The organism is Synechococcus sp. A18-25c (assembly GCF_014280035.1).
Taxonomy (GTDB): Bacteria; Cyanobacteriota; Cyanobacteriia; order PCC-6307; family Cyanobiaceae; genus Synechococcus_C.
Genome location: NZ_CP047957.1, coordinates 1,590,169 through 1,614,915, shown reverse-complemented (window position 1 = coordinate 1,614,915; position 24,747 = coordinate 1,590,169). Strand labels below are relative to the sequence as shown.

General features: G+C 57.0%; 19 protein-coding genes. 11 read left to right on the top strand and 8 right to left on the bottom strand.

Annotation, left to right across the window (positions count from 1 at the left end; all coding sequences use genetic code 11):
• Positions 1 to 15: 15 nt before the first annotated feature.
• The 6 genes from menD (at position 16) to murF (ending at position 7,193) form a co-directional block, all read left to right on the top strand.
• The gene (gene menD, locus SynA1825c_RS08935; protein WP_186468986.1) at positions 16 to 1,791 is read left to right on the top strand and encodes a 2-succinyl-5-enolpyruvyl-6-hydroxy-3-cyclohexene-1-carboxylic-acid synthase; all 1,776 of its coding nucleotides are present in this window, start codon (positions 16 to 18) and stop codon (positions 1,789 to 1,791) included.
• 14 nt (positions 1,792 to 1,805) lie between these two features.
• Entirely contained in the window at positions 1,806 to 2,681 is an 876-nt protein-coding gene (gene menB / locus SynA1825c_RS08930; protein WP_186468985.1) for a 1,4-dihydroxy-2-naphthoyl-CoA synthase, read from the top strand.
• Positions 2,682 to 2,775: 94 nt separating this feature from the next.
• Entirely contained in the window at positions 2,776 to 3,336 is a 561-nt protein-coding gene (locus SynA1825c_RS08925) for a L,D-transpeptidase (protein WP_186471128.1), read from the top strand.
• 59 nt (positions 3,337 to 3,395) lie between these two features.
• Complete coding sequence (glgA, locus tag SynA1825c_RS08920) at positions 3,396 to 4,940, top strand: glycogen synthase GlgA (protein WP_186468984.1); 1,545 nt, start codon at positions 3,396 to 3,398, stop codon at positions 4,938 to 4,940.
• Positions 4,941 to 5,004: 64 nt separating this feature from the next.
• Positions 5,005 to 5,787, top strand: coding sequence for a hypothetical protein (locus SynA1825c_RS08915; protein ID WP_186468983.1), 783 nt, complete (start codon positions 5,005 to 5,007; stop codon positions 5,785 to 5,787).
• Positions 5,787 to 7,193 (top strand): UDP-N-acetylmuramoyl-tripeptide--D-alanyl-D-alanine ligase, encoded by a 1,407-nt coding sequence (gene murF, locus SynA1825c_RS08910; protein WP_186468982.1) that lies wholly within the window; start codon positions 5,787 to 5,789, stop codon positions 7,191 to 7,193. Before SynA1825c_RS08915 ends, murF begins: the two co-directional genes overlap by 1 nt.
• 9 nt (positions 7,194 to 7,202) lie before the next feature.
• On the opposite strand, the gene SynA1825c_RS08905 is transcribed toward murF, so the two are convergent.
• Positions 7,203 to 7,397 (bottom strand): hypothetical protein, encoded by a 195-nt coding sequence (locus tag SynA1825c_RS08905; protein ID WP_186468981.1) that lies wholly within the window; start codon positions 7,395 to 7,397, stop codon positions 7,203 to 7,205.
• Positions 7,398 to 7,643: 246 nt separating this feature from the next.
• Entirely contained in the window at positions 7,644 to 9,008 is a 1,365-nt protein-coding gene (gene glmU / locus SynA1825c_RS08900; protein WP_186468980.1) for a bifunctional UDP-N-acetylglucosamine diphosphorylase/glucosamine-1-phosphate N-acetyltransferase GlmU, read from the bottom strand.
• A 326-nt stretch (positions 9,009 to 9,334) separates the two neighbouring features.
• Here glmU and SynA1825c_RS08895 point away from each other — a divergent pair, with 326 nt between their 5' ends.
• Together SynA1825c_RS08895 and SynA1825c_RS08890 are read left to right on the top strand one after the other, a co-directional pair.
• On the top strand, positions 9,335 to 11,383 hold the full coding sequence (locus SynA1825c_RS08895) for an ABC transporter ATP-binding protein/permease (RefSeq protein ID WP_370593738.1): 2,049 nt from the start codon (positions 9,335 to 9,337) through the stop codon (positions 11,381 to 11,383).
• Positions 11,384 to 11,539: 156 nt separating this feature from the next.
• Complete coding sequence (locus tag SynA1825c_RS08890) at positions 11,540 to 12,304, top strand: ion transporter (protein ID WP_255478338.1); 765 nt, start codon at positions 11,540 to 11,542, stop codon at positions 12,302 to 12,304.
• A gap of 223 nt (positions 12,305 to 12,527) precedes the next feature.
• Here the strand turns inward: SynA1825c_RS08890 and SynA1825c_RS08885 are convergent, their stop codons facing one another.
• The 3 genes from SynA1825c_RS08885 to aroA form a co-directional block, all read right to left on the bottom strand.
• Positions 12,528 to 12,788 carry a hypothetical protein gene (locus tag SynA1825c_RS08885; RefSeq protein WP_186468978.1) on the bottom strand — a complete coding sequence of 87 codons (261 nt, stop codon included), beginning with the start codon at positions 12,786 to 12,788 and terminating at the stop codon, positions 12,528 to 12,530.
• Between the two features lie 1,550 nt (positions 12,789 to 14,338).
• Positions 14,339 to 15,268, bottom strand: coding sequence for a tRNA (5-methylaminomethyl-2-thiouridine)(34)-methyltransferase MnmD (locus tag SynA1825c_RS08880; protein ID WP_186468977.1), 930 nt, complete (start codon positions 15,266 to 15,268; stop codon positions 14,339 to 14,341).
• Positions 15,265 to 16,584, bottom strand: coding sequence for a 3-phosphoshikimate 1-carboxyvinyltransferase (aroA, locus tag SynA1825c_RS08875; protein ID WP_186468976.1), 1,320 nt, complete (start codon positions 16,582 to 16,584; stop codon positions 15,265 to 15,267). The genes SynA1825c_RS08880 and aroA overlap by 4 nt, the downstream gene beginning before the upstream one ends.
• A 783-nt stretch (positions 16,585 to 17,367) precedes the next feature.
• On the opposite strand from aroA, the gene SynA1825c_RS08870 reads away from it, so the two are divergent.
• Together SynA1825c_RS08870 and SynA1825c_RS08865 are read left to right on the top strand one after the other, a co-directional pair.
• Entirely contained in the window at positions 17,368 to 19,095 is a 1,728-nt protein-coding gene (locus SynA1825c_RS08870; RefSeq protein ID WP_186468975.1) for an iron uptake porin, read from the top strand.
• Between the two features lie 270 nt (positions 19,096 to 19,365).
• Positions 19,366 to 20,994, top strand: coding sequence for an iron uptake porin (locus SynA1825c_RS08865; protein ID WP_186468974.1), 1,629 nt, complete (start codon positions 19,366 to 19,368; stop codon positions 20,992 to 20,994).
• A 112-nt stretch (positions 20,995 to 21,106) separates the two neighbouring features.
• Here SynA1825c_RS08865 and SynA1825c_RS08860 read toward each other — a convergent pair whose 3' ends face one another.
• Together SynA1825c_RS08860 and SynA1825c_RS08855 are read right to left on the bottom strand one after the other, a co-directional pair.
• Positions 21,107 to 21,346 carry a hypothetical protein gene (locus SynA1825c_RS08860; RefSeq protein ID WP_186468973.1) on the bottom strand — a complete coding sequence of 80 codons (240 nt, stop codon included), beginning with the start codon at positions 21,344 to 21,346 and terminating at the stop codon, positions 21,107 to 21,109.
• A 57-nt stretch (positions 21,347 to 21,403) separates the two neighbouring features.
• The gene (locus tag SynA1825c_RS08855; RefSeq protein WP_186468972.1) at positions 21,404 to 22,063 is read right to left on the bottom strand and encodes a Fe2+-dependent dioxygenase; all 660 of its coding nucleotides are present in this window, start codon (positions 22,061 to 22,063) and stop codon (positions 21,404 to 21,406) included.
• A gap of 100 nt (positions 22,064 to 22,163) precedes the next feature.
• Here SynA1825c_RS08855 and SynA1825c_RS08850 point away from each other — a divergent pair, with 100 nt between their 5' ends.
• Positions 22,164 to 23,165 carry an extracellular solute-binding protein gene (locus tag SynA1825c_RS08850; RefSeq protein WP_186468971.1) on the top strand — a complete coding sequence of 334 codons (1,002 nt, stop codon included), beginning with the start codon at positions 22,164 to 22,166 and terminating at the stop codon, positions 23,163 to 23,165.
• Here the strand turns inward: SynA1825c_RS08850 and SynA1825c_RS08845 are convergent.
• Positions 23,140 to 24,699 carry a UbiD family decarboxylase gene (locus tag SynA1825c_RS08845; RefSeq protein ID WP_186468970.1) on the bottom strand — a complete coding sequence of 520 codons (1,560 nt, stop codon included), beginning with the start codon at positions 24,697 to 24,699 and terminating at the stop codon, positions 23,140 to 23,142. The two genes, SynA1825c_RS08850 and SynA1825c_RS08845, sit on opposite strands and share 26 nt — an antisense overlap.
• Positions 24,700 to 24,747: the final 48 nt, after the last annotated feature.

Here is a 24,747-nt window from a genome sequence, read left to right as displayed (position 1 = left end):
ATCGCATCAGCACCGATGTCTGGCCTGAGCCTCGCCACCGACAATCTGAGAGCAGCCATCCGGCTGCTGTTGCAACTCCAGCAGCTGGGTCTGCAACGGGTGGTGCTGTGCCCTGGGAGCCGATCGGCATCGCTGGCCCTGGCGGCCGGTGGATTGGCTGAGCGGGGCTTGCTGGAACTGGTGACGGCCATTGATGAACGTTCGGCGGGGTTTCATGCCTTGGGTTTGGCAGCGGCCGCTGGCCGACCTGTCGCGGTGATCACCACCTCCGGCACAGCAGTGGCCAACCTGCTGCCAGCAGCCGTTGAGGCCGACCGTTCCAGCATTCCTCTTTTGTTCTTGACCGGTGATCGTCCGCGACGTCTCAAGAACTGCGGCGCCAATCAGACGGTCAATCAGGAGGACTTTCTCATCAGTGCCTGCCGTTGGATGGCCAGCGGACCCGTCGATGGTCTGCATGGTCTGCCGGATGAGGAGCTGAGCTCCCTAACAACCCAGGCCTGGGAGCGAATGCTGCAGCCCCCAGGTCCTGTGCATCTCAATCTCCCGTTCGAAGAGCCGTTGCATCCAACTGCAGAACAGCAACAACAGCTCTGGTTGGGGATCGCCATGCCAAGCGATCCCCAGGGGCCTTTGGCTCGCCCGGCCGACACCCACTCGCGGCCTACGGTTTTGGGCGCTCCTGACTGGTCCCGTCCAGGGGTTGTGGTGGCGGGTCCATGGCGGGGACTTGCTGCGGATCTGCCCGCGTATCAGCAGGCATTGCAAGAGCTGGTGGACTGCAGTGGCTGGCCGCTTCTGGCGGATCCGCTGGCCGCAGTGCCTGACCAGCTCTCCGGACTGATTCGCCACTGGGACCTGCTGCTCCCCGCAGGCCTAAGTCATGAATGCGATTCCCTGCAGGTGCTGCGCCTTGGACCTCTCCCAGCTAGCCGCCGGCTTGAGGCCTGGCTGCGCCAACAGGGTTCGGGGCAATGGCTGATTACCGAGGGCGACTCCCGTTGCCTCGATCCACTCGGACTCAGCCATCAAGACAGCCATGGGCTGTGGCGCTGGTGGAAGGCCAATCGCGCTGATGCCCGCTTTGCACCCCAGCACTCTGCTGACCTGCTTCGCGGGTGGCAGCAGGCCGATCATCGCGTTCACACCACACTGCAATCGCTGCTGGCTGAAGCGGGCGCTATCAACGAGCCTGCCTTGATGATGGCCCTGCCGGGTTGTCTGCCGGAGGGGCTGCCGGTGATGCTTGCGGCGAGTAGCCCGGTGCGGGATTGGCAGGCTTTTGCCGCAGCCGACATCGGCACCCGTCGCTGTTACAGCTTTCGTGGTGCCTCGGGCATTGATGGCACTTTGTCGCTGGCGCTTGGGCTGGCAAGCGTTCTCGGCCCAACCCTTTTGATCACTGGAGATCTGGCCCTCCAGCACGACAGCAACGGTTGGTTGCTGGCCAGTGCATCGGTGGTGCCGCTGGTGGTGTTGCTGATCGATAACGGTGGCGGCGGCATCTTTGGGCAGCTGCCCATTCCTGCAGCATCGCCGGCTGCATTCGATCGACTGTTTGCCATGCCCCAACGTTGCGATCCGCTGGCTCTGGCGGCAGCGCATGGTGTGACAGGCAGACAGATCAGCTGTCTGGAGGATCTTCCTGCAGCCCTCGAGTGGGGCCTGGCGCAGCAATGCACCGTGTTGCTTCGGGTCTGCACCAACCGCGTTGACGATGCCGAGCTTCGCCGCCAGTGGCGTGATGCGCTCATCAACGCATCAGCGCGGGGGGGTACAACAGAGGGCTGATCGACGTCCTTGTCATGGCTGATCCGGTCTCATCCCCTGTGCTTCCTGGTGATCCGGGCGTGACCTGGCATCCCTGGACTCAGTACGAAGACATCCGGCTGGACCGCGCCACGCCAGGCATGGCCCGTGTGGCCATCAATCGTCCCCAGAAACGCAATGCCTTTCGACCACGCACCGTGGCCGAGCTTTGCGATGCCTTCACGCGAATTCGCGATGACAGCAGCATTGGGGTGGTGCTGCTGACCGGTGTCGGTCCCGCGGAAGACGGCGGCTATGCCTTCTGCGCTGGTGGTGATCAAAGCGTTCGCGGCGATGGTGGTTACCTCGATGAGCAGGGACTGCCGCGCCTCAATGTGTTGGATCTGCAGCGATTGATCCGCAGCCTCCCCAAGGTGGTGATCGCATTGGTGGCGGGCTATGCCATTGGCGGTGGACAGGTGCTGCACCTGCTCTGTGATCTCAGCCTGGCGGCGGACAACGCCGTGTTTGGGCAGACCGGTCCGCGCGTCGGCAGCTTCGATGGTGGATTCGGAGCTGGGTATCTGGCGCGGGTCGTCGGACAACGCAAAGCACGGGAGATCTGGTTTCTCTGCCGCCGCTATGGCGCCGAGCAAGCGCTGGAGATGGGTCTTGTGAATGCGGTGGTGCCACTCGATGAGCTGGAAGCCGAAGGCGTGCGTTGGGCCAAAGAGGTGCTGCAACACAGTCCAACGGCTATCCGTTGCCTGAAAGCCGCCTTCAATGCGGAGACCGATGGTCTGGCTGGCCTTCAAGAGTTGGCAGGACAAGCCACGCACCTCTTCTACCGAACGGAGGAGGGGCAGGAGGGACGCAATGCCTTCTTGGAAAAACGGGATCCTGACTTCTCGTCCTCACCCTGGTTGCCGTAGCTAGACAACGATTGGGATGTTCAATCGCATCAGGATGTCTGTCCGCCATCGTTCAACTGTTGGGCTGTCTGCGCTTGCCGCTTTGGCGTTGCTGATGCCCAATGGCGTGCTGGCTGCTCCGCTCGAGCGCGAACCAGACCCCATTCCGCCTCTGGCAGAACCCGTCACCGATGCGGAATCCATGGCCAGGGTTCCTGATGATCTTCGGCTGAGCGTGGGATTGCAGCTGGTGCTGGATCGCCACCACCGCCAACTGCTGGTGCTCGATGATGGGCAGTTGACACGGCGGTTTCCCGCCGCTGTCGGCACGGTGGGTTGGGAAACGCCGGCGGGGCGTTTCCGGGTGATGCAGAAGGTCAAGGAGCCGGTCTGGACCCATCCAGTGACTGGCCAGAGACGCGGTCCTGAGGATGCGACCAATCCGCTCGGCACCCGTTGGATTGGCTTCTATCGCGATTGCAAGGGACGTGAGGGTTGGGACGGTGAGCAGTACCTCGACATTGAAGGCTGCACAGTGGCGGGGTTCCACGGAACGCCATACCGCTGGACGGTGGGACGAGCGGTCTCCCACGGTTGCGTGCGTCTTTACGAGGAAAACGTCCAGGAGATTTTTGACATGGTGCGCGTTGGCACTCCGGTGACTGTCTTGCCTTGATGCTTCTGATCCCAGGCGATTGCGCTTAAAGTCGCGCCGCTTAACGGGTTTGATCGTTCATGCGTGTGCTGTTTGCCGCCGCCGAATGCGCACCGATGGTGAAAGTTGGCGGTATGGGCGATGTGGTCGGATCCCTGCCGCCGGCGTTGGCCGCTCTCGGCCACGACGTGCGTCTGATCATGCCCGGCTACAGCAGGCTCTGGAGCCAGCTTGATATCCCACCTGAGCCCATCTGGCGTGCTCAGACCATGGGCACTGAATTTGCGGTCTTCGAAACCCAGCACCCCACCAATGGTCTCCCTGTTTATCTGGTGGGCCATCCCGTCTTTGATCCAGAGCGGATCTACGGCGGAGAGGACGAAGACTGGCGCTTCACCTTCTTTGCCAGTGCTGTTGCGGAATTCTCCTGGAACATGTGGAAGCCGCAGGTTTTGCATTGCCATGACTGGCACACCGGCATGATTCCGGTGTGGATGCATCAAGACCCGGAGATCAGCACGGTTTTCACGATCCACAATCTCAAATATCAGGGCCCCTGGCGCTGGAAGTTGGACCGCATGACCTGGTGCCCCTGGTACATGCAGGGTGATCACACCATGGCCGCGGCTCTGCTCTATGCCGATCGCGTCAATGCGGTGTCTCCCACCTATGCCCAGGAGATCCGCACGTCCGAGTACGGCGAAAAGCTGGAGGGGTTACTGAACTACATCTCCGGCAAGTTGCGCGGCATCCTCAACGGCATCGATCTGGAAGCCTGGGATCCCGCCACCGACAGGACGCTGCCCGCCAATTACGACGCCGAGAATCTGTCCGGCAAGGCTGAGTGCAAAAAGGTTTTGCAGGAGCGCATGGGTCTGGAGGTGCGTGATGACGCCTTCGTGCTCGGCATGGTGAGTCGACTCGTCGATCAGAAGGGTGTCGATCTGCTTTTGCAGGTTGCCGATCGCCTGCTTGCCTACACCGATACTCAGATCGTTGTGCTTGGTACCGGTGATCGCGGGCTCGAGTCGGGGCTCTGGCAGCTCGCCTCCCGCCATCCCGGTCGAGTGTCGGTGTTCCTCACCTACGACGATGCTCTGTCGCGCTTGATCTATGCCGGCAGTGATGCGTTCTTGATGCCCAGTCGTTTTGAGCCCTGCGGGATCAGTCAGCTCAACGCGATGCGCTACGGCTGTGTTCCGGTCGTTCGCAAAGTCGGTGGTCTGGTCGACACCGTGCCTCCCCATGACCCTCGCAATCAGGTCGGCACAGGCTTCTGCTTCGACCGTTTCGAGCCAGTTGATTTCTACACCGCTCTTGTGCGTGCCTGGGAGGCCTACCGCCATCAAGAGAGCTGGATGCAGCTGCAGCGGCGGGGCATGCTGCAGAACTACAGCTGGGATCGATCCGCGCTTGAGTACGACTGCATGTATCGGGATGTCTGCGGAATCAAGGAACCTGGACCGGATGCCGCCGAGGTGGAACAGTTCTCTCAGGGGCAAGATGCGGACCCTTCGCGCAACGGCGCGTCGCCGATTGAAGTCAGCCAGAGTCCTCCCGAAGAGATCCTTGAACGCAACAGCCGTAACCCGCTGGCACGCCTCCTGCGTCAATCGCGAAAATGAGACTTGACCCCTGTCGCCCCACGCTGTCTTCGGGCAACGTGGAGCGAGCAGAGCTTTCACAGTGATGCCGGATCCGTCCTCGCCCGACGAGCGCTCTCTACCTGCGCCTTATCAAAGCCCCTGGGTGGCTCTGCGTGAAGACATCCCGGCCGCTGTTGCTGATCTGCGCTTGCGACTTCAAGAGCTCTGGCGCCGCAACCGAGAAGGTGATCTGTCCACTCCTGGGTTTTGGCCCACGGATCTCGCTCCACTGTTCTGGCCGGTGGTGCTCGCGCTGACTGTGATCGTTGTGGCGCTGGGCTGGATCCAGCTGACCACAGCCTTGCAGGCCACTGACGACGCACCGGCACCGGGCATCGAGACGATTCGCACCACACCGCTGCCTGAGGCTCGCCCTCTCAAGGCAGATCTTGATCCAGCCTTGGAGGCACCGCCGCCAGCCCTGCAACCCATGGCGCAGGAGCTGGACCCGCCGTTGCCAAGGTCTGCACCGACCGCTGCAGTGCCCGAATCTCCCGAACCGGAGTCCTTGCCTCAACCCACACTTCAGGTGGACCCGTTGCTTCGCTTGTTAGCCGAAGCTGATGCGGATCTCTCAGTGCCTGAAGGGCTTTTACTGGCGGCACGCCCCTTACCAGAGAGCAATGCTGCCGTGCTGGTGCTCGATGCATCGTTGTGGGAAGAGCTGTCCGCAACCTCCCGTCGAACCCTTGCGGAGATGTGGTGGCGCATGCTCGAGGATCAGGGCTACGACGACATCACCCTGGAAGATGCTGGATACCGTCTGCTGGCGCGGCCAGCTCGCGTTGGTGGGGGCATGATCATGTTCGATCCGCCGCAATTGTGATGACGCTGCAGCTTGCCCAGCTCGCGGAGCTTTGGGGGCCGCCGGTGCTCAAGAACGGTCAGCATCTAGACCTCACAGTGGCGATGGGCCCCGTCTGCACGGACAGTCGTGAGTTACAGGCCGGTGCTCTATTTATTCCGCTTCGGGGTGAACGTTTCGATGGTCATACCTTTCTGGAGCGCGCATCAGAGCTGGGTGCCCAGGCTGCCCTGGTGGCCAGTGACTGGGATCAACCGTTGCCGGACGGATTGCTGCACTGGCGTGTTGAGAACACTCTTTGGGCTTATCAACAACTGGCCACCTTGCATCGACGTCAGCTCGCTGCCGGTGTTGTGGCTGTAACGGGTTCAGCGGGCAAGACCACCACGCGAGAGCTGATTCGTGCAGCATTGCGCCCTCTTGGTGCCGTGCAGGCCAGCAACAGCAACAACAACAACGATGTCGGTGTACCCCTCACCTTGATGGGTGCTGAGCCATGCCATCAAGCGGTCGTGGTGGAGATGGGGATGCGCGGCCTCGGTGAAATTGAGCGCTTGTCGCGTTGCGCCGAACCCGACATTGCTGTGATCACCAATATCGGCACGGCACACATCGGTCGTCTTGGCAGCAGGGCTGCCATTGCCACAGCCAAGTGCGAAATCACGGCTGCTCTGGCACCCCATGGTGTTGTGGTGATTCCAGCGGGCGATGCGCTCTTGGAGGATGCCCTTGCGCGCTGTTGGAGAGGCCGCGTGGTGCGGGTGGCCTTGGAAGGTGACCAACCACAGGATGGCCCCGATGTGGTGGGACTCGTGTCCAATGCCTTACCCGCCGCCGATTGGATCGGCGTCCACGATTCAACGGCGGGTGTGCTCGCTGTGGATGGTGTGCGCGTGACCTGTCCCTTGGACGGTCGTCACAACGCCCGTAATCTGATGCTGGCGCTCGCCGTCGCGGCAGAATTGGATGTTCCATTGATGGAGCTCCAATCCATCGCTGTGGAGGTGCCGGGTGGACGCAATCGTCGTCTCACCATCGGCAACCTCAAGGTGTTGGATGAAACCTACAACGCCTCCCCTGAGGCGGTGTTGGCGGCGCTGGAGCTGCTGGCGCAGCAGCCCGGTCGTCGTTTCGCCGTGCTCGGCACGATGCTCGAGCTTGGTGAAAGCAGTGTTGCGCTTCATCGGACTGTGGTGGAGAGAGCCGTCGCGCTCAACCTGGATGGACTGGTTGCTGTGGCTTCGGGGGCTGAGGGCGCTGCCATGGAAGAGGCCGCTGCATCGCTGGGCTGCTTTGAGCGTGTGGATGCTCCTGAACAGGCGGCTCTACCACTGAGCCGCTGGTTGCGCCCCCACGACACCCTGCTGCTCAAGGCCAGCCGTGGTGTGGCGTTGGAGCGTCTGATTTCCTTGTTGCCATCGCTCTAGGACATGTCATCAAGCTGCCATGCGCGCGGTTTGGTGTTCCTCGCAGCGGATCAAATCAATGGCGTTTGGATGATTCCTGATGAAGGGAATGTCTTCCATGGCCAGCACTCTGGCTTCAAACGCATCGCCTGCATAAAAGCAACCCTCCATCCGCTGGCTGCCGGCATCGCGGTAGCGCACGGTGTAGCGCTTCATGTTCGGCATGGCTCTGCAGTCTGCATGCACCCAAGCTCCCGCAGTTTCAGGGTCTAGCCATCAACGGTGTCTGAAGAGAATCCGTGGATTGAACGGCGCAGGGCGGCTCGACAGCGGCACTTAAACGATGTTTGGCATCGGACCCCAGTCATTCTTGAGGTCACAACTGACCTAGGCCACCATCTCTGCTTTGAAGCCAAGGCCGACCATAAGAATCATTGGGGTGTCATCGACGCTTGACGCTGAAAACAGTCGTTAGGAATTGGATGCTGCGCTGCGCGCGCTCCAGCCTTCTCTCACGTTTTGGCGAGCGCGACCGATGGCGAGAGATCCATCGCCAACATCTTTGGTGATCGTGGAGCCTGCGGCGATTGTCACCTCCCGTCCGATGCTGACGGGGGCGACAAGCACGGAATTCGCCCCTGTCTTGCTGTGATCACCGATCACCGTGCGGTGCTTGTTCACACCGTCGTAATTGGCCGTGATGGTGCCGGCACCCACATTCACGTGTTCACCCAGGTCGGCATCGCCGATGTAGCTGAGGTGATTCACTTTGCTGCCCGCGGCGATCGTGCTCTTTTTCACTTCCACGAAATTGCCGATTTTGCAATCGTTGCCGATGTTGGCGTCAGGGCGGAGATGGGCATAGGGGCCGATCGCCACCTGGTTACCGACGCACGCTTGCTGAATCACCGAGTGCAGCACGGTGACTCCATCACCGATCTCAGCATCTTGAATCAAGCTGCCCGGCCCAAGCCTGCAGTTGTCGCCGACACGGCAGACACCCCGCAGATGCGTTTGGGGCTCGATCACCACATCGCGACCGAAGCGGCAGCCTTCGCTCAGCGTGCAGCTGCCAGGATCCACGAAAGTGACGCCTTCATCCATCCAGTGGTCACGAAGCCGTTGCTGAAGGAGTGCCTCGCATTGGGCCAGCTGGCGTCGATTGTTGATGCCGTTCACTTCATCAGCATCGGCCACTTCCACGTGCATGGCTCGTTCGAGCATGGCCACGGTGTCGGTCAGATAGAGCTCTCCCTGGTCGTTGTCGGTGCTCAGTGTCGGTAAGACGGCGGCAAGGCGCTCCCAGTTGAAGCAGTAGATGCCCGCGTTGGTGAGGTTGTTGTTGCGTTGCTCCTCGCTGCAGTCGCGATGTTCAACGATGGCGCTGACGCTGCCTTCTTCATCCACAAAGACCCGCCCATATCCCGTTGGGTCGTCCAGACGAGCGGTCAACAGCGTGACATCAGCACCACTGCTGCGATGGGTGTTGACGAGTTGATCGATGGTCTCAGCTCTTAACAGTGGAACATCCCCATTCAGCACCAGCAATTCGCCAGAAAAATCCTTCAGGGGACCCATTAACTGCTGAACAGCATGTCCAGTGCCGTTTTGCGGTTGTTGCAACACGAACTCAAGCCCGTCCACGTGGCTCAGCTGGTGTTCGACCCGCTCAGCTTGGTGGCCCACGATCAACACCCGACGCTCAGGCTCAAGGTTGCGGGCGCTTGCCAGGACCCGTTCCACCAGAGTGGCACCTGCCAAAGGCTGCAGCACCTTGGGTAGGGCGCTTTTCATGCGGGTGCCTTTTCCTGCGGCCAGAACGGCGACGGCGAGCATCAACACACAAGCGGGACGGCCGGAATCTACCGGGACTTGTTGACGCAGCCCAGCTCTGCGTAGGGTTTCGGATTCAGCGACCGAGCACCGTGCAACTGGGTTGCCGGATCAGAGCATGGGCCCGCTGTCGGGTGCAGTCCATGGGGTGCAACACGGTGTGGAGGCGTTCTGCGTCGCGCCGCAGCGCTTCGTGAATGTGAAGGCTTCCGCGTGGTGTGCCCGTTTGACCTGTTCAGGCTGCTTCCTTGCTGAAGGGGGGATGCCAGTCAGGAGGTGTCTCCGATCTGTGAAAGGTTGCCGCTGCTAGGGGGCGTGCGGCAAGGGAAATGGTGTTGCCGCCGAGCAGCCGACTTGTCACTTTGATGGAACACGACAATGCGTTCATGACTGCAGCCGGGGTGAAAGATCTGCGGCAACTTCTGTTGCCCTTTTTTGTGAATGGCACCGATCGGCGCTCCTTTCGCTTGTTCGTTGGGCTGCTGGTGTCGTCTGTTTTTGTCGCCCTTGGGCTTTCTGCCTGGACAATTGTGCTGGTGAATGGGGTGCTGAGCAGTGCACTACCTGCTGATTGGCTCACGGGTCTCAGTGTGATGCGCTCATTTGTGGACTGGGGGCTGTCCAGTGCTGCATTGACTTGGATCAGCGGATTGGCTGTGTTGGCCTCAGCTGTGCTGGTGTGGTTCTGTCGCGGCATGACGCGCCGTCGACAGGGGGCTTGGTTGTATGTGGTCGGCGCTTTCTGGCTTTTGTTGATTGCCAACGCGATGTTGGTGTTGTTTTCGTTTTTCTTGAAAGACCTCACGGATGCCTTCGTCGACAAGAAGTTGGCAGAGGCTCGTCGCAGTCTGATCCAGGTGTTGGTGTTTTTGTTGGCCTTGGCGCCTGTGATTTTTGCCTACAGCTATGTGAGCAAATCTCTCGCAAACTATTGGCGGGAGGCGATGTCTCTGAGGTTTCTGGGCGGCTACCTTGGAGATCGTTATTTCTATGAAATCAGTTCCAGTGGCGGCGGCTTAGGGGTAGTTGTTGATAACCCTGATCAGCGGATTTCTCAGGATATTGAAAAATTCACCACGCAAACATCTGAGTTATTTTTTCGGTTGGTGATGTCGGTGACATCGGCTTTCAGCTTTGCCTTTGTTTTGATCAGCATCAATGCATGGATTCTATTATTTGTTGTTATTTACGCGTCAGTTTCAAGTGGTTTGATCGCTTTTATTGGTCGAAAGCTTGTTCGCTTGAATTACGTTCAGCTCAAGTTAGACGCTGATTTTCGTTATGCACTGGTGCGTGTCCGGGATAATGCCGAATCCATCGCATTTTATTCTGGCGAAAAGGGTGAATGGACGCGTTCTGTGCGTTCGTTGTTGGCGGCTATTAAAAACCAGTATCGCGTGATCAGGCTAGGCGCTGTTGTCAATTCTCTGTCGCAAGTTTATCAAAATATGGGCTTTATTGTTCCCTATGTGTTGCTTTGGTCGGTTTATTTTAAGGGGGAGATTCAGTTTGGTGTGTTCACTCAGGTTTCACAGGCTTTAGCGGTGGTGATGGGTGCATTCAGTTTCATCGTGGAAAATTTCAATGAATTGGCTGGTCTCCTCTCCAACACCCGCAGACTTCAAGAGCTGGGTCATGGCTTTGACCAGCAGTCGGTTGATTTTGAGTCTGGACCACCGCTGGACAACACGACTTCTACAGCTTCATCAACACTGCTTTTGCCCGAACGAATGGTTCAGGTGGAGGAGGTCACCCTGAGGATCCCCGCGGCCGAGCGCACCTTGGTGCGCAATCTCAGTTTGAACCTCGATCAGACCAGCCGTTTGTTGATCGTGGGTCCATCGGGATGTGGAAAAACCTCACTCTTGCGTTTGTTCTGTGGTCTCTGGCCTGCCGCGACGGGCACGGTTGCCTCAAGGGGCTTGCAGGACGGTCTGATGTTTGTTCCTCAAAAGCCCTATGTGTTCCCTGGCTCTCTGCGTGATCAACTGCTCTATCCCGACGCGAACCAGATGTTGGGTCTAGACAAGATTCAGAACTTGATGGAGTCAGTGTCGCTCACGTCAGTCTTTGATCACGCGGAATCTGCAGATGAGCAGGTGGACTGGCCGCGTGTGCTTTCGGTGGGTGAGCAGCAGCGCATTGCTTTCGCTCGCGTCCTCTTGGCTGAAGCGCGCTTTGTTCTACTGGATGAATCCACGAGTGCTCTGGATCTGGCCACAGAACGAGCGGCTTATCGCCTGTTGAGGGAGGCAGGCACTGGATTTGTCAGTGTCGGACACCGCTCGTCGTTGTTGGAGTACCACGACTCTGTGTTGGAGCTCGACCGCGAGGGAGGTTGGCGGCTCATCGATGCCCGTGACTATGTGTTTGCTTAATCCCGATGTGCCGATCACATCGTTGTTCAGTTTCACTGGAGGTGATGCGATCGTTTGTGTCAGGAAAGATCCATCTTGCTGGAGGCGAAGCCTGGATGGGTGCTGGCATCCGGCGATCCGCGTCGACAAGATGACTGCAGACAATGTCGGTTGGTCGTGAACGCCTTTCGAGAGCAACTTTTCCGAGCGTTGTATGCCGAGGATGACAAGCGCAGTGCAACAGGAACTGTCAAGGTGCTTGGTCTGCTGATCGCATTCTCGATCGTTTTGGCGATCATTGCGACTGAGCCAGTGGTTCGATCCTCACAGGGGGGTCTACTCGTCAACCTTGATATTGCAGTTGCCGTTATTTTTCTGATTGAATATCTCGCCAGAATGTGGGTTGCACCCTTGAAGAAGGGCGCGAGGAGAGGGATTCGTGGTGCTTGCGACTTCGCGATGACGCCTCTGGCGATCCTTGATCTGATCGCCATCGCTCCAACGATACTCGGTTTTATTACTCCTGAACTTTATTTGCTAAGGATCGTTCGGTTGGTCAGAATTGGCCGTGTGGGTCGTTCAAAACGTTTTCGTCAGAGTATTCAGTATTTCAATCAAGCGATTGCTGCAAAGAAAGAAGCATTGCTCATCTCCGCTATTTATTCAGGCATTGTCATGACCATCAGCAGTATTTTGATGTTCTTCGCAGAAGGAAGCATCCAGCCTGAGCAGTTTGGCTCTATTCCACGCTGTCTCTGGTGGTCGGTAATCACTGTGACCACCGTTGGATATGGAGATACGTATCCAGTGACTGCGTTTGGAAAAATCATCGCATCGTTGACAGCGATTTGCGGAATTGCCGTGATCGCGATTCCAATTGGAATCATCTCCGCAGGTTTTACGGAATCCCTTGGCTCTGAGACTTTCAACGACGAAGCATGAATGCTGACTGCCGCAACATCAAGAGCTACCCCAGACTGTTTTTAGAGAGAGTGCCTTCCAACGCAATAGATCGTTCAGGATCCATGGCTTTGAGAACTGTTGTGTTGCTGCTCGCCGGAGATGCGTTGACTTTTCTCCTTGCGTCACATGTTGTGGATACAAACTGCTTGCTTGCCGCCCGTCGCCAGATGAAACCAGTCAATCGTTTTTGCAGTTGGGGCGTTCAATAGACACGTATCGGGCAGTCTTTGAAGTCCTCTTGTTCCCTAATGACATTGACTGCATCTCTTGAGGCTGCTGCAGGGTAATTCTCGCCACTCCCAGCTAGAAAGTTTTTATTGAATTCCCTCACCATACTGGAAGAGATCACACCATTCATGTGTAGGTCGCAAATAGCCGCTAATCCACCACTGAGATAGGCATACCAAAAATCGTAGGTTGCTGCATGGCTCTTGAGCGGCATAGCGATCGACATGGCTGACAAGCTGCTAGCGATGGCTATGGCTTTAATTCTCACTGCTCTGTCCTTGCGTCGAGACGTATTCAGCACTGTCTGCCATTGGAAAGACCTTGTCTATTCACTGTATTCATTGCGCAGCAATTGTCAGGCCTCTTGGTTGGCAATTGGGGCTCCACAGAACCTCTCGATCAGCCTTCCACCCCTCACCTCCACCTAGCCCAGTACAAACGTCTTGGTTCTGAGTTTCACCATCCCAAGGATTTTGCGAGTTAGTGCATCGTTCAACCCACCACATTGGGATCCGTTGCAAGGCTCGAAGCTTTCGGTTCGAGGCGCCCTGGGGCCATTCGCTCTAGGGACTGGGTCATGTCCTGCGAGGGCACCGAGGGGGGTGCGAGTCAAGAGTCGATTGGTGTGACTGACCTCTGCGTGGACATCCAGGAATCAACTCAGATTGACGTTGAGACTGTTCGAGCTTGAACCAGACAGTCAGTGGTCTTGGATCGGCTGTGTTGGACCGTCGTTTTGCCTGAGCGCCCCCGACGCGATGGCTGTACGCGTATCGCTCTGAGGGGGTAAGCCCAGCATTAGAGCGGCATTCTTTTAAGAAAGTGATCCCGCCACACCGTCTGAGCGAAGGATGCTTCCCTTGGGGAGTTCACCCGGCCTCAGCCTGCTTGTCTGTCTTGATCGATGATCTTTTCGGATTCAGAGCGGAGAAATCTCCTCCGCTGTGCAGACTCAAGACCGGAATCTTTGGCTTCGTTGCGTTGTGGTTGGTCTGTTTTGCCTGAACCTGCCTGGGGCTTTGAGGACTCAAGACCCATCAGCAACGGGTGGATACCTCTTCTACTCATTTGACTGATTGAATTGACACGCGCAGGGAGATGTATCAACCCAAACGCTTTTCCATGACCCTACCGACCGCTTTGGGTGTTCGTGGACGAAGGACAGGCTCTTTACATTCTCTTTCTATTCTGTCGGCCGGCTGTTGATGCAACAGTTGCTGTCTGAGGTTTCACGTTGTGAGTAGCGCCCTCGTTGTTTTAGGTTGATGAGGTCTAGACCGGCTTGCTGATCGTCAGTATTGCTTCGGTGGTTGAATTCCGATCTGTAGCAATCACTTTTGGCGGCGTTTTTTCTAAACCGCTCTCACTCGCAGAGCCGCTGTGCCTGAGATTCAGATTGAACAATTGTAGACTTCAAGGATCGAACGATGGGGTGCTTGCAGATTATGATTTCATTGTTGGTGAATGTAGGCTCAATGATCAACATTGTGCCACTAGTTGTCCCCTGCACATCTAACCCTCGATGATCGCTCTGATTCTTCGCTTGCGGGGTGAGTGTGCCTGTCATTCCCGCTGGGCACTGTTTTTATCGATGAGTGATTCGACCATTTGATGGATGATGGTAATCATGTTTGAAACGACTGGATTTGATCATTACTCACTGATAGCTGTTGCTACGGACTGCGGGTGAATTGGTTGTCTCAAGGATCACCGCAGGTCTTGTGGCCTTTTTGATTGTCTGAGCTTCTGATGTTCTGGCTCATCCTTTTCCTTGCTTTGGTCTATTCAGCTGCTTTCGATTCCTGCAGTTCGGTGTCGCCATCGTCTCTGCCAGCGGCTGGTGCTTTCTTTCTTGCAGGCTTGTTGCTCTTGTTCGCGCCTGATTCGAATCTGCTGCGCATCATCGTGACCGTTGGGGTCTCGATAAGGCACCGCTGCTCGGGTATTCAGATGTTCTTCCTCCATCGTGCACAGCGGCTTCCAACCGGGACCTGCGTCGGCAAGAGGCTCTGATCCTCCCGGTTTTGCGGCCAAAGTTCCGGAACTCCATTCCAACCGTTGACCAGGGGCTGGTTGGAGGGAGCGCAAGTTCAGTCCAGCGCGACGCAAGCTCCCCCGAATGGCTGCTGATCGGGAATACGTCAACAGTCGTCCACCGACGGCCAGTCGCTTAGCAAGTGCGCCGAGAAACTCTTCACTCCAAAGTTCCGGACAGCGCCCGGGTGAAAACGCGTCCATCAGGATTAAGTCCGCCTGCCAGTGCTCAGGGAGTTTCTGCAGGGTGCTGCGGGCATCGCCCCAGAGCAGGGTTCCTTCTGATTGTTCTTCGCTCCAACTGTTGGTTTGGTTGAGCTGCTCGAGTCGCATCAGCACGTCTGGTGACCAGAGCGCGCGATACGTATCGTGCATCAAGGCCAAAGAGAGTGGGCGAGGATCCAGTTCGAGCCCCCACCATTGGAGCGTTGGTGCACTCTGCTTCGGCAGTGCGTTCATCAGCGCGGCGCTGTTGTAGCCGAGCCCGACACACACATCGAGAACCCGCAAGACGCTCTTTCTGCAAAACCGTTCCAGTTGGGCAGGTCGGACAAATTTCGCTTTGGCTTCAGCGAGTGCACCAATGGAGCTGTGAAAGGCTTCGTCAAACCGCTCGCTATGAAGACTCAGGCTGCCGTCGGCTGTCTGCAGTGCGCTGAGCTCACCAAGCGGATGGCTCAATGGTGCAGCCTGTTGAGGTCATCCCAAAACGTGGGGTAACTCACGGCTGCGGCATCACTACGCATCAGGGTTGAATTACCTTCTGCCATCAATGCGGCCACCGCCAGACTCATGGCCACGCGGTGATCGGTTTCGCTGTCAAGAGATGCCCCACGCAGCGGCCGGCCACCTCGGATGGTGAGGCCGTCGTCATGTTCATCAATGTCGGCACCCATCGCTTTCAGCTGTCGCGCCATCACAGCCAGTCGGTCTGTTTCCTTGACCCGCAGTTCGGAGGCGCCTGTGATGCGACTTTCGCCGTCACAGAAGCACGCTGCAACGCTCAGGATCGGCACTTCATCCACCAGGCGGGGCATGATCTCCTCGCCAAATGCGAAGGGCTTGAGGGGGCCATGGGTGACCCTGAGATCGCCCACAGGTTCTCCCGCGACGTCACGCTGATTAAGCACTTCAATCCGGGCTCCCATCTGCTGAAGCACCTCGAGAACACCGGTGCGGGTGGGATTCAAGCCCACGTTTTCCACCGTCAGATCGGCCCCTGGCACCAAAGCACCTGCCACCAGCCAGAAGGCGGCTGAGCTGATGTCACCCGGCACCACAACGTGCTGACCCGTCAGAGTTGCGCCAGGTCGAACGGTGATGTGACGCCCCATTTCACCCCCCACTTGGAGGTCAGCTCCGAAGGCTTTCAGCATCCTTTCGCTGTGGTCCCTGGAATGGGCCGGTTCGATCACAGTGGTGGAACCGTCTGCGGTCAGTGCCGCTAGCAAGAGGGCTGACTTCACCTGCGCACTGGCCACAGGGGTGCCGACGATGGCCCCTCTCAGCTTGCGACCAGCCACCGCTAGTGGGGCGAAGTTTCCGCCTCCGCGACCTCGCACTTCGGCTCCGAGCATCGAAAGTGGTTGGCCGACCCGTTGCATTGGACGCCGTCGCAGGGAGGCATCGCCACTCAGGACGAAATGGCGGCCATCCCGGCCCGCCAGCAAACCCAGCATCAGGCGCATAGTGGTGCCGGAATTTCCGCAGTCGAGCACCTCAGATGGCTCCTGGAGCCCATCCAGTCCAACCCCCTGCACGGTGATGGTTTCTCGATCGTTGATCGGGCTGATGGTCACCCCCATCGCTCTTAGGCAAGCCGCTGTGCTGATCGGGTCTTCCGCGGGCAACAAACCCTCGATCGTGGTTTGTCCTTCAGCGATGGCACCGAACAACAGCGCACGGTGTGAAATGGATTTATCCCCAGGAACTCTGACGTGACCGCTGAGGGAGCCACCAGATTGGAGTGGACGGGCCTCTTCAGTGGTTCCCGGCACAGTGTCTCGATAGATGTGGGACGAGTCTATTCATTCACCTGCGACCTCCTTCTCGAGGGATGGTCAACCTCCAAGCAGATTGCATTCCATTGAGTGCATTGAACTCCAGCCGATCTTTCATCTGAAGACCTTTGATGTTGTCGTGATTTCTGCTGGTGAACCATGATCCGATTGTTCATGGTCCTGGTCTCGCCATTCTCTCGTTTGTCTTTGGAAGGCATTGCCTAGCTTGGCTCTGATTGAATCAGCCTGCATCAATGCAACGTTCAAATCGATTCGTTGCTCAACAGCCGCCAGTCGTATCGCGTGATGGCCTGGCCTTGGCAACTTGACAGATCGGATGTTGATGTGGAACGGACAGAAACCTTGTGGGAATCTCACCTGGTGTCGTTGCGGCTGCAAGTTGTCGTGCCGCTAGTCCTGGCAACCACTCTGCCGACCCTGTGTGGATCTCGAGCGTGTTCCATGCTTTGAGGGTTAAGGATGGATGAAGTGAGGTAATGAAGACTTTAAGGAACAGTAAATTGCATCTCAAGCCCCCTTTTTTGTCTCCATTTGGTTGAATTTGGGTCCACTTTTTAATCTGACACTTTTGATCTTTAAGGTGGTGATTCGATCAAGTGTTGACGCGGCTTCTTGGGCAAAAAATGGTGTGATCGGATGTAATTTTGGCTGGTTTACTCCCGGCGCGTCTCTGTTTTTGGTGGCATTTGAGCAGGCCTAGCCGCTTGAATATGCCGGAGGTCAAAAACCTCTTCCTCTTCTCTCGGTGTGAGGGCTTCCATGAAACTTTTCAAGCAACTTCTGGTTGCTCCCGCCGCCCTGGGCCTTTTGGCTCCCATGGCTGCCGGTGCGACCGAAGTCAACGTCGCTGGTATGGCTGACTACGCCACCAGCGCCTCTGACAGCAGCCTCGAGCAGGTCACCAGTATCAACCAGTTTTCTGACGTCTTTCCGACGGACTGGGCTTATCAGGCCCTCAGCAACCTGATTGAGCGTTACGGCTGCGTCGCTGGCTACCCCAACGGCACCTACCGCGGCGCCCGTGCCATGACCCGCTTTGAAGCGGCCGCCCTGCTGAATGCATGTCTCGACCGCGTCACTGAAGTGACCGACGAGGTGAAGCGTTTGATGAAAGAGTTCGAGAGGGAGCTCGTCATCCTCAAGGGTCGTGTTGACGGTCTGGAAGCCCGCGTGGGCGAATTGGAAGCCACCCAGTTCTCCACCACCACGAAGCTGAAGGGCAAGACCACCTTCGTGATCGGTGGAACCACAGCGGGCGGCGACAGCACGGACGCCAACTTCAACAGGAGAGGCAGTGGCGGTGCTGACGCTTACAACGCCGAATTCGGCGCAATCACCTTCAACTACGACCAGCGTCTGGTGTTAGACACCAGCTTCTCTGGCAGTGACAGGCTGCGCGCGCGACTGCGAGCTGGCAACTTCAGAAAAGGCCGGAACGCTTTCTCTGGTTCTGGCGTGAACCTGGCTGCTCTCGACGTTGCGACTGATTCGAGTGTTGTTGACGACAACGCCAGCAACAATGTGATCGTCGACCGCTTGTTCTACAAGTTTCCAATTGGTGACGAGTTCACTGTGATCGCCGGTGCCGTTGCTCGTAACACCGAGTCACTGGCCATGTGGCCTTCGGTTTACAACAAGGGTGGTGCCAAGATTCTGGATTGGACCGCTCTGATGGGCACCAGCGGTGTTTACAACAAAGAGACGGGTCAGCTGATCGGTGCCTACTGGAAGCAGGATGTTGAGAAGGGTGATGCCGGCTTCAGTGTCAGTATCAACTACGTCGCCGACGATAAGAACGGAAATATCTCCAATCCCAACAAGGGTGGATTTATGACCGATAACTCGGAAGCCAGCTTGCTGGCTCAGCTGGCGTACGGCGGCCCTCAGTGGGGTCTTGCTCTTGGCTACCGCTACGGTCAGTGCGATAGCGGCAACGGCTTGCGTCGGGGCACGGAGTTCTCCAAAAACAACAAGTGGAACAACGACTGCACCTACAACACTGGCAACTTCGATGCTGACGGTGATGCCATCTTCGATCGCCAAGCCAGCAGCACCAATAGCTTCGCTCTGAATGCTTATTGGCAGCCTGAGGAGGCTGGCTTGATTCCTTCCATTTCGCTGGGCTGGGCCTACAACACTGTGAATGCCGACAACCTGATTGATGGCTCACCTGTTGATACTCAGAGCTGGATGGTTGGCCTCAAGTGGGACGATGTGTTCCTGAAGGGCAATGACATGGGCTTTGCTGTGGGTCAGCCCACCTTCGCAACCAGCCTTGAGGATGGCGGTACTCCCTTTGACGGTAATTACGTCTTTGAGTGGTACTACAACTTCCAGGTGACAGACAATATTGCTGTCACGCCAGCTGTGTTTTATCTGTCCCGTCCTATGGGTCAGTACACCAGCAATCTGGTGAAGGATGGTGGCAACTACGACGGTCAGTTCAATGTTTTCGGTGCTCTAGTTCAGACCACCTTTAAGTTCTGATCCTGCTTCAAACGTTGTTCAGATGCCCCCACAGTGTGGGGGCTTTTTTTTGCCTTCCGATCAATGCTGATGCTTGGTGTGTGAAGTCAGTGCTGCTGCCCGCGGCGCCCAGGTTGCAGGTGAATGCGGAGTTGCAGTGCCTGATGTTGGTGGCTGGGGTTCATTTGATACAAGGCTTGGCATCGTCTTGTTCATTGCGGGACAGCCGGGCTTCCTTTAATTCCTTCAAGGCAAAAGCCTTTCTCCTCTTGTTTTGGTGTGAGGGTTCCATTGAAATTTTTCAAGCAACTCCTGGTTGCTCCCGCCGCCCTGGGCCTCCTGGCTCCCATGGCTGCCGGTGCGACCGAGGTCAACGTTGCTGGTGTCGCCGACTACGCCTCTACTGGCGAGCAGGTCACCAGCATCAACCAGTTTTCTGACGTCTATCCGACAGACTGGGCTTATCAGGCCCTGAGCAACCTGATCGAGCGCTACGGCTGCGTCGCTGGCTACCCCGACGGTTCTTACCGCGGCAACCGTGCGATGACCCGCTTCGAAGCGGCCGCCCTGCTGAATGCATGTCTCGACCGCGTCACTGAAGTGACCGACGAGGTGAAGCGCCTCATGAAGGAGTTCGAGAAGGAGCTCGTCATCCTCAAGGGTCGTGTTGACGGTCTGGAAGCCCGCGTGGGCGAACTGGAAGCCACCCAGTTCTCCACCACCACGAAGCTGAAGGGCAAGGTGGACTTCGTGATGGGTGGTGTCAGCTACACCGGCGAGGATTACGACCTGGGCGAAGGTCCTGCTTATCAGGGTCAGGATGCGTTCACGTTTAATTACCGCACCACGCTGAATCTCAACACCAGCTTCACCGGAAAGGACCTCCTCTACACCCGTTTGCGCGCCGGTAATTTCGGTAAGGGTGCCTTCTCCGGTAAGGGATACACCGGCAACCAGACTCAGTTGGATGTGGCCAAGGAAACTGGCAACACCGTCAAAGTCGACAAGCTTTGGTATCAATTTCCAGTGGGAGATGACCTGCAAGTTTTTGTCGGTCCTCTGATCGAGAACTACTACATGCTTGGTGCTGCTCCGAGTGTGTATCGCCAGATTCTTAAGCAGTTCAAGCTTGGTGGTTATTACGGCGTTTATGGCGCTTCCACAGCTCCAGGTGCTGGTGTCGTCTGGAGGCCCAACAGCAGGGTCAATCCTTTCGATCCCAAGTTCAGTATTTCTCTGAACTACACCGCCAAAGCTGGCAAAGACTCCGACCCACAAAAGGGTGGCATTGGCACCGACAACTCCAGGAGTAAGTTCTTGGCGCAGGTGGCTTATGGCGGACCGCAATGGTCGATCTCTGCGGCCTATGCCTACATACAAAACGGTGCAACGGTTGGCTACGGAACCCCTCTCGGTGCTTCGACCACCGTTGTTGGAGGCGGTGACTCCTCCTTCTCTCGCGGTTTCAAAGATGCCAACGCTCTTGCCCTGCGTGCCTGGTGGCAGCCTCAGGAGTCCGGCTGGATTCCCAGCATCAGTGCCGGTTGGGGCCTGACGTCGTTCAACAGCAACGACTACGATCTGACCGAATTTGAGATCTCCCCGAAGCAAACATCGCAAGATTGGATGGTGGGTCTTGGTTGGAAGGATGCCTTCATTAAGGGCAACCTGTTGGGCTTTGCCATTGGCCAGCCTCAGTTTGAAACGGCTCGCGATAGCGGCACTCCTGATGACGGCAACTACGCCTTGGAGCTCTTCTATCAGTTCCAGGTGACAGACAACATTTCAGTCACTCCGGCCGCCTTCTATGTTTCTCGTCCATTCGGTGAATTGACCGGAACCAATGATACCTACGGTGGTACGGGTGCTGAATCTTTTGGCACCTTTGGTTATTTGGTCAAGACCTCTTTCAAATTCTGATCGGAACGTCATTTCCGATGTGGTGTGGCCCCCTCAACGAGGGGGCTTTTTTTTGGACAAAAAAAAGGAGGTGACTGCACCCCCCTTTTGATGATTAATCGGATTCATTGAATCACCAGCAGTTCTCTCCTTCGCCGATCGGGATACAAATGTCCTCTTCCGCAGCCTTATCGGCTGCCCGTTGCGCATCAGCATCCTTCACTGCTTCTGCATCGAGATCCTGATCAGTGCTCCATTCAGTGAGGCCACCACTCGGGCTCTCGGTGTCAGCGAGACTTGCAGGCATCGTGACGACACTGCTGAGTGCTGCGGCACCCGCTAGAAAAATCGAAAGGGTTGTGGAGCGCTTCATAGTAGACAATTGGTTCGATGATATTCTTCTGATTTTAGGGTAAAAGGCACCCGCGTTTTAGGTTCCTAGCGATCTCAGTAAATTTGTATACGCGAGGAAAACCTGATCCAGTTCGTCGCTACGCCCGTGCTTCGCGAGTAGTCCTCGTGCACCACTATCGAGTTGAAACAAAGTGATGCGGTCGATCTCGCTTTTGACGTAACTCTCGATCCAGCCAACGCAGACAATTCTTTCACCACTAGTCACTGTCTTCACACGATGCAATGTGGTGCTGGGGTAAATCACGATCTCACCCTGCTGCAATGTCAGCTCGATGGAGTCGCTAATGCTGTCGACTTCTAGGCTCCCCCCTGCGTAGCTGTTGGTATCGGAAAGGCAGACCGTGAAGGACAGATCACTCCTCCCACTGCTCATGTAGGCATTGTCTACATGGCTGTCATAGCCACCGCCTTTGCTTGTTTTGCTGATCTGAAAACGATGCAGTTTTCTTGGCAAGCAGAAGCTTTTAATCGCTGGTTGATTCCACATCGCTGTTTGAACGATGGTTTGAATGTCGATGCGTTCAGGGGATGTCTGTTCGACTTGTTCGTTGATCTTGCCCATGCTTGCTTGTGCACCAGCAGTGCTTCGGCCATCGATCCATTGGGCTTGTTTGAGCAGGCTGATCATGGATTCGCATTGCTCTTTTGAAAGCAGTGGAAGTTTGAGGTGGTTCATGAAAGAGCAAGCATCGGTATCAAATGATCAATTGGCTCGTATCGGTTGCACGCGACGCATGGTCGTCGTGCGAACAGCATCAGGTGGGCTTTTGTGATTTATGAAGTTTCTCGCTGCCTCCCTGCTTGCGTCGTTCGCCTTCATGCCGCTTTCGGTTCATGCGCGGGAAGTTCGTGTTTATTCAGGGCGCCACTACAATACGGACCGGCAGTCTTATAAGGCTTTCACGGAATTAACAGGCATCAAGGTGCGCTTGATTGAAGCATCGGGGATCTCACTTGTTGAGCGTCTCAAGCGCGAAGGTTCCAATACGAAGGCCGATGTGATCATCCTTGTGGATGCCGCACGCATCAATAACGCAGCGAAAGCTGGCTTGTTTCAGCCGATTGTCTCAAGCACACTCGAATCCGAGGTTCCGTCCCGCTATCGAGATCCTGGCAATCGCTGGTTCGGCCTCACTCGCAGGGTTCGGGCGATTGTTGTCAATCCTCAGGTGGTGAATCCCGCCGAGGTGCAGACCTATGCGCAGCTGGCATCTCCGGATTTGAAGGGCAAATTGTGCCTCAGAAACCGCAAAAACGTCTACAACCAGTCCTTGGTGGCTGACCAGCTGGCACTGAAGGGTGAGGCATCAACCAAAGCTTGGTTGAACGGTGTGACGGCGAATGTCACGCAGCCCTATTTCACCGGTGATATCGGCCTGATTCGTGCTGTTGCGCAAGGCAAATGTGGTGTGGGCGTTGTGAATCACTACTACTTGGCCCGCATGTTGTCGGGAGTGAATGGTGGAAAAGATCAGCAGCTGGCTCGCCAGGTGTCGATCGTGATGCCCAATCCTGCCCATGTGAACATCAGTGCGGCTGCCGTTTCGCGTTACGCGAAGAACAAACCGGAAGCGATTGAGCTGATTGAATTTCTGGCATCGCCCAACGGCAGTGCTGGTCTTGCTGGGCCGACCTATGAATTTCCTCTTCGTGGCGTTGGATCGTCGGCTTATCTGAGGGGCATGACCAAGTTCACGCCGGATCAGGTCACCGTCTCTGAGCTGAGTGCGTTCAATCCATTGGCGATTCGGCTCATGGCACAGGCCGGTTGGAAATGAGCTGATCCAGGAGGTAGCCGAATAACTCTGGATTCGGCTCCTGGTTGCTGATGTCACTCAACCCGAGTTCTTCCAGGCGATCCGTCACCTTTTGTTCGAGCTGATCAGGCCGGCTCAGCGGTTCGCCCCACTCATGATTCTTCTCCGGCCCGATCTTGGTGGTGGCATCGATCGCTAGTCGGCCGCCAAGCCCGAGCTGTTCGCTGGCGAAATCCAGGGTGTCGAAGGGCGTGTTCTCGAGGGTGAAGAGATCGCGTTGGGGGTCCACCTGGGCAGCAATGGCCCACACCACCTGGCGTGGGTCTCGAACGTTGATGTGGCTGTCGACCACCACCACGAATTTGGTGTACGTGAACTGTGGCAAGGCACTCCAAAACGCCATCGCGGCGCGTTTGGCCTGACCTGGATAGGCCTTGTCGATGGAGATCACGGCGAGCTTGTAGCTCAGCGCCTCCATCGGGAGGAAGAAGTCTTTGATCTCCGGAATCTGCTGCCGAAGAATCGGTGTGTAGATCCTGTTCAGGGCGATCGCCAGCATCGCCTCTTCTTTGGGTGGACGACCGCTGAACGTGGTCAGAAACATCGGATCGCGCCGCTGCGTCATGCAGTGAAAGCGCACCAAAGGCGAATCCTCGACGCCGCCGTAGAACCCCATGTGATCGCCGAAGGGGCCATCGGGGAGCACTTCTCCAGGAGTGATGGTTCCTTCCAGCACCACTTCGCTGTGGCTGGGCACTTTGAGGTCGAGCGTTTTGCAGCGACTCAGCCGCACGCCCTCGCCGGCATAAATCCCTGCGAACAGCCATTCACTCAGTTGCACTGGGATGGGGGTGGCGGCGGCCATCACCAGCAAGGGGTGAACGCCGATAGCAACAGCCACCTCCAGTTTTTTGCCCATGGCCGCCGCTTTGCGTAAGTGGCGAGCACCGCCACGCACGCTCAGCCAGTGCACGGTCATCGTGTTCACAGATTGCTTCTGCAGTCGATACACACCGACGTTCGGAACACCAGTTTCGGGATCTTTGGTAATGACAAGTCCCAGGGTGATGACACCCCCGGCATCGCCGGGCCAAGGCCTGATGAGGGGGATGTTGTTCAAGTCCACCGCATCCCCTTCAAAGACCTGCTGTCTGCAGGGAGGAAGCAGATCGAGGTCAGGTCTGGCTTTCACTAAATCCCAGAAAACCCGGGCGAACTGCTTGGTCTCACCCAAACCTTTCGGTGGCCTGGGTTGCTGAAGCAAGGCCAGCCTTTCTCCCAGTTCCTCGAGTTGCTCTGGGCGCTCTAGGCCCATGCTCCACACCACGCGTTCCACGGTGCCCAGCAGGTTCACGGCCACCGGCATGGAGGAACCGATCACGTTTTCGAACACCAGACCCGGACCACCGCTGGCCAGCACTCGATCCGCAATGGCGGCTAGTTCGAGATCGGGGTCAACGGGGGCGGTGATTCGTCTGAGCTGTCCCCGCTCCTCCAGCAACTGGATGAAGGCGCGCAGATCCCGAGTGCCCGGGCCGGGGCTGAACAGAGCCATCAAGAAGACACCTCAGGGGGCCGTGATCTCGGTACTGTGACGCACGCT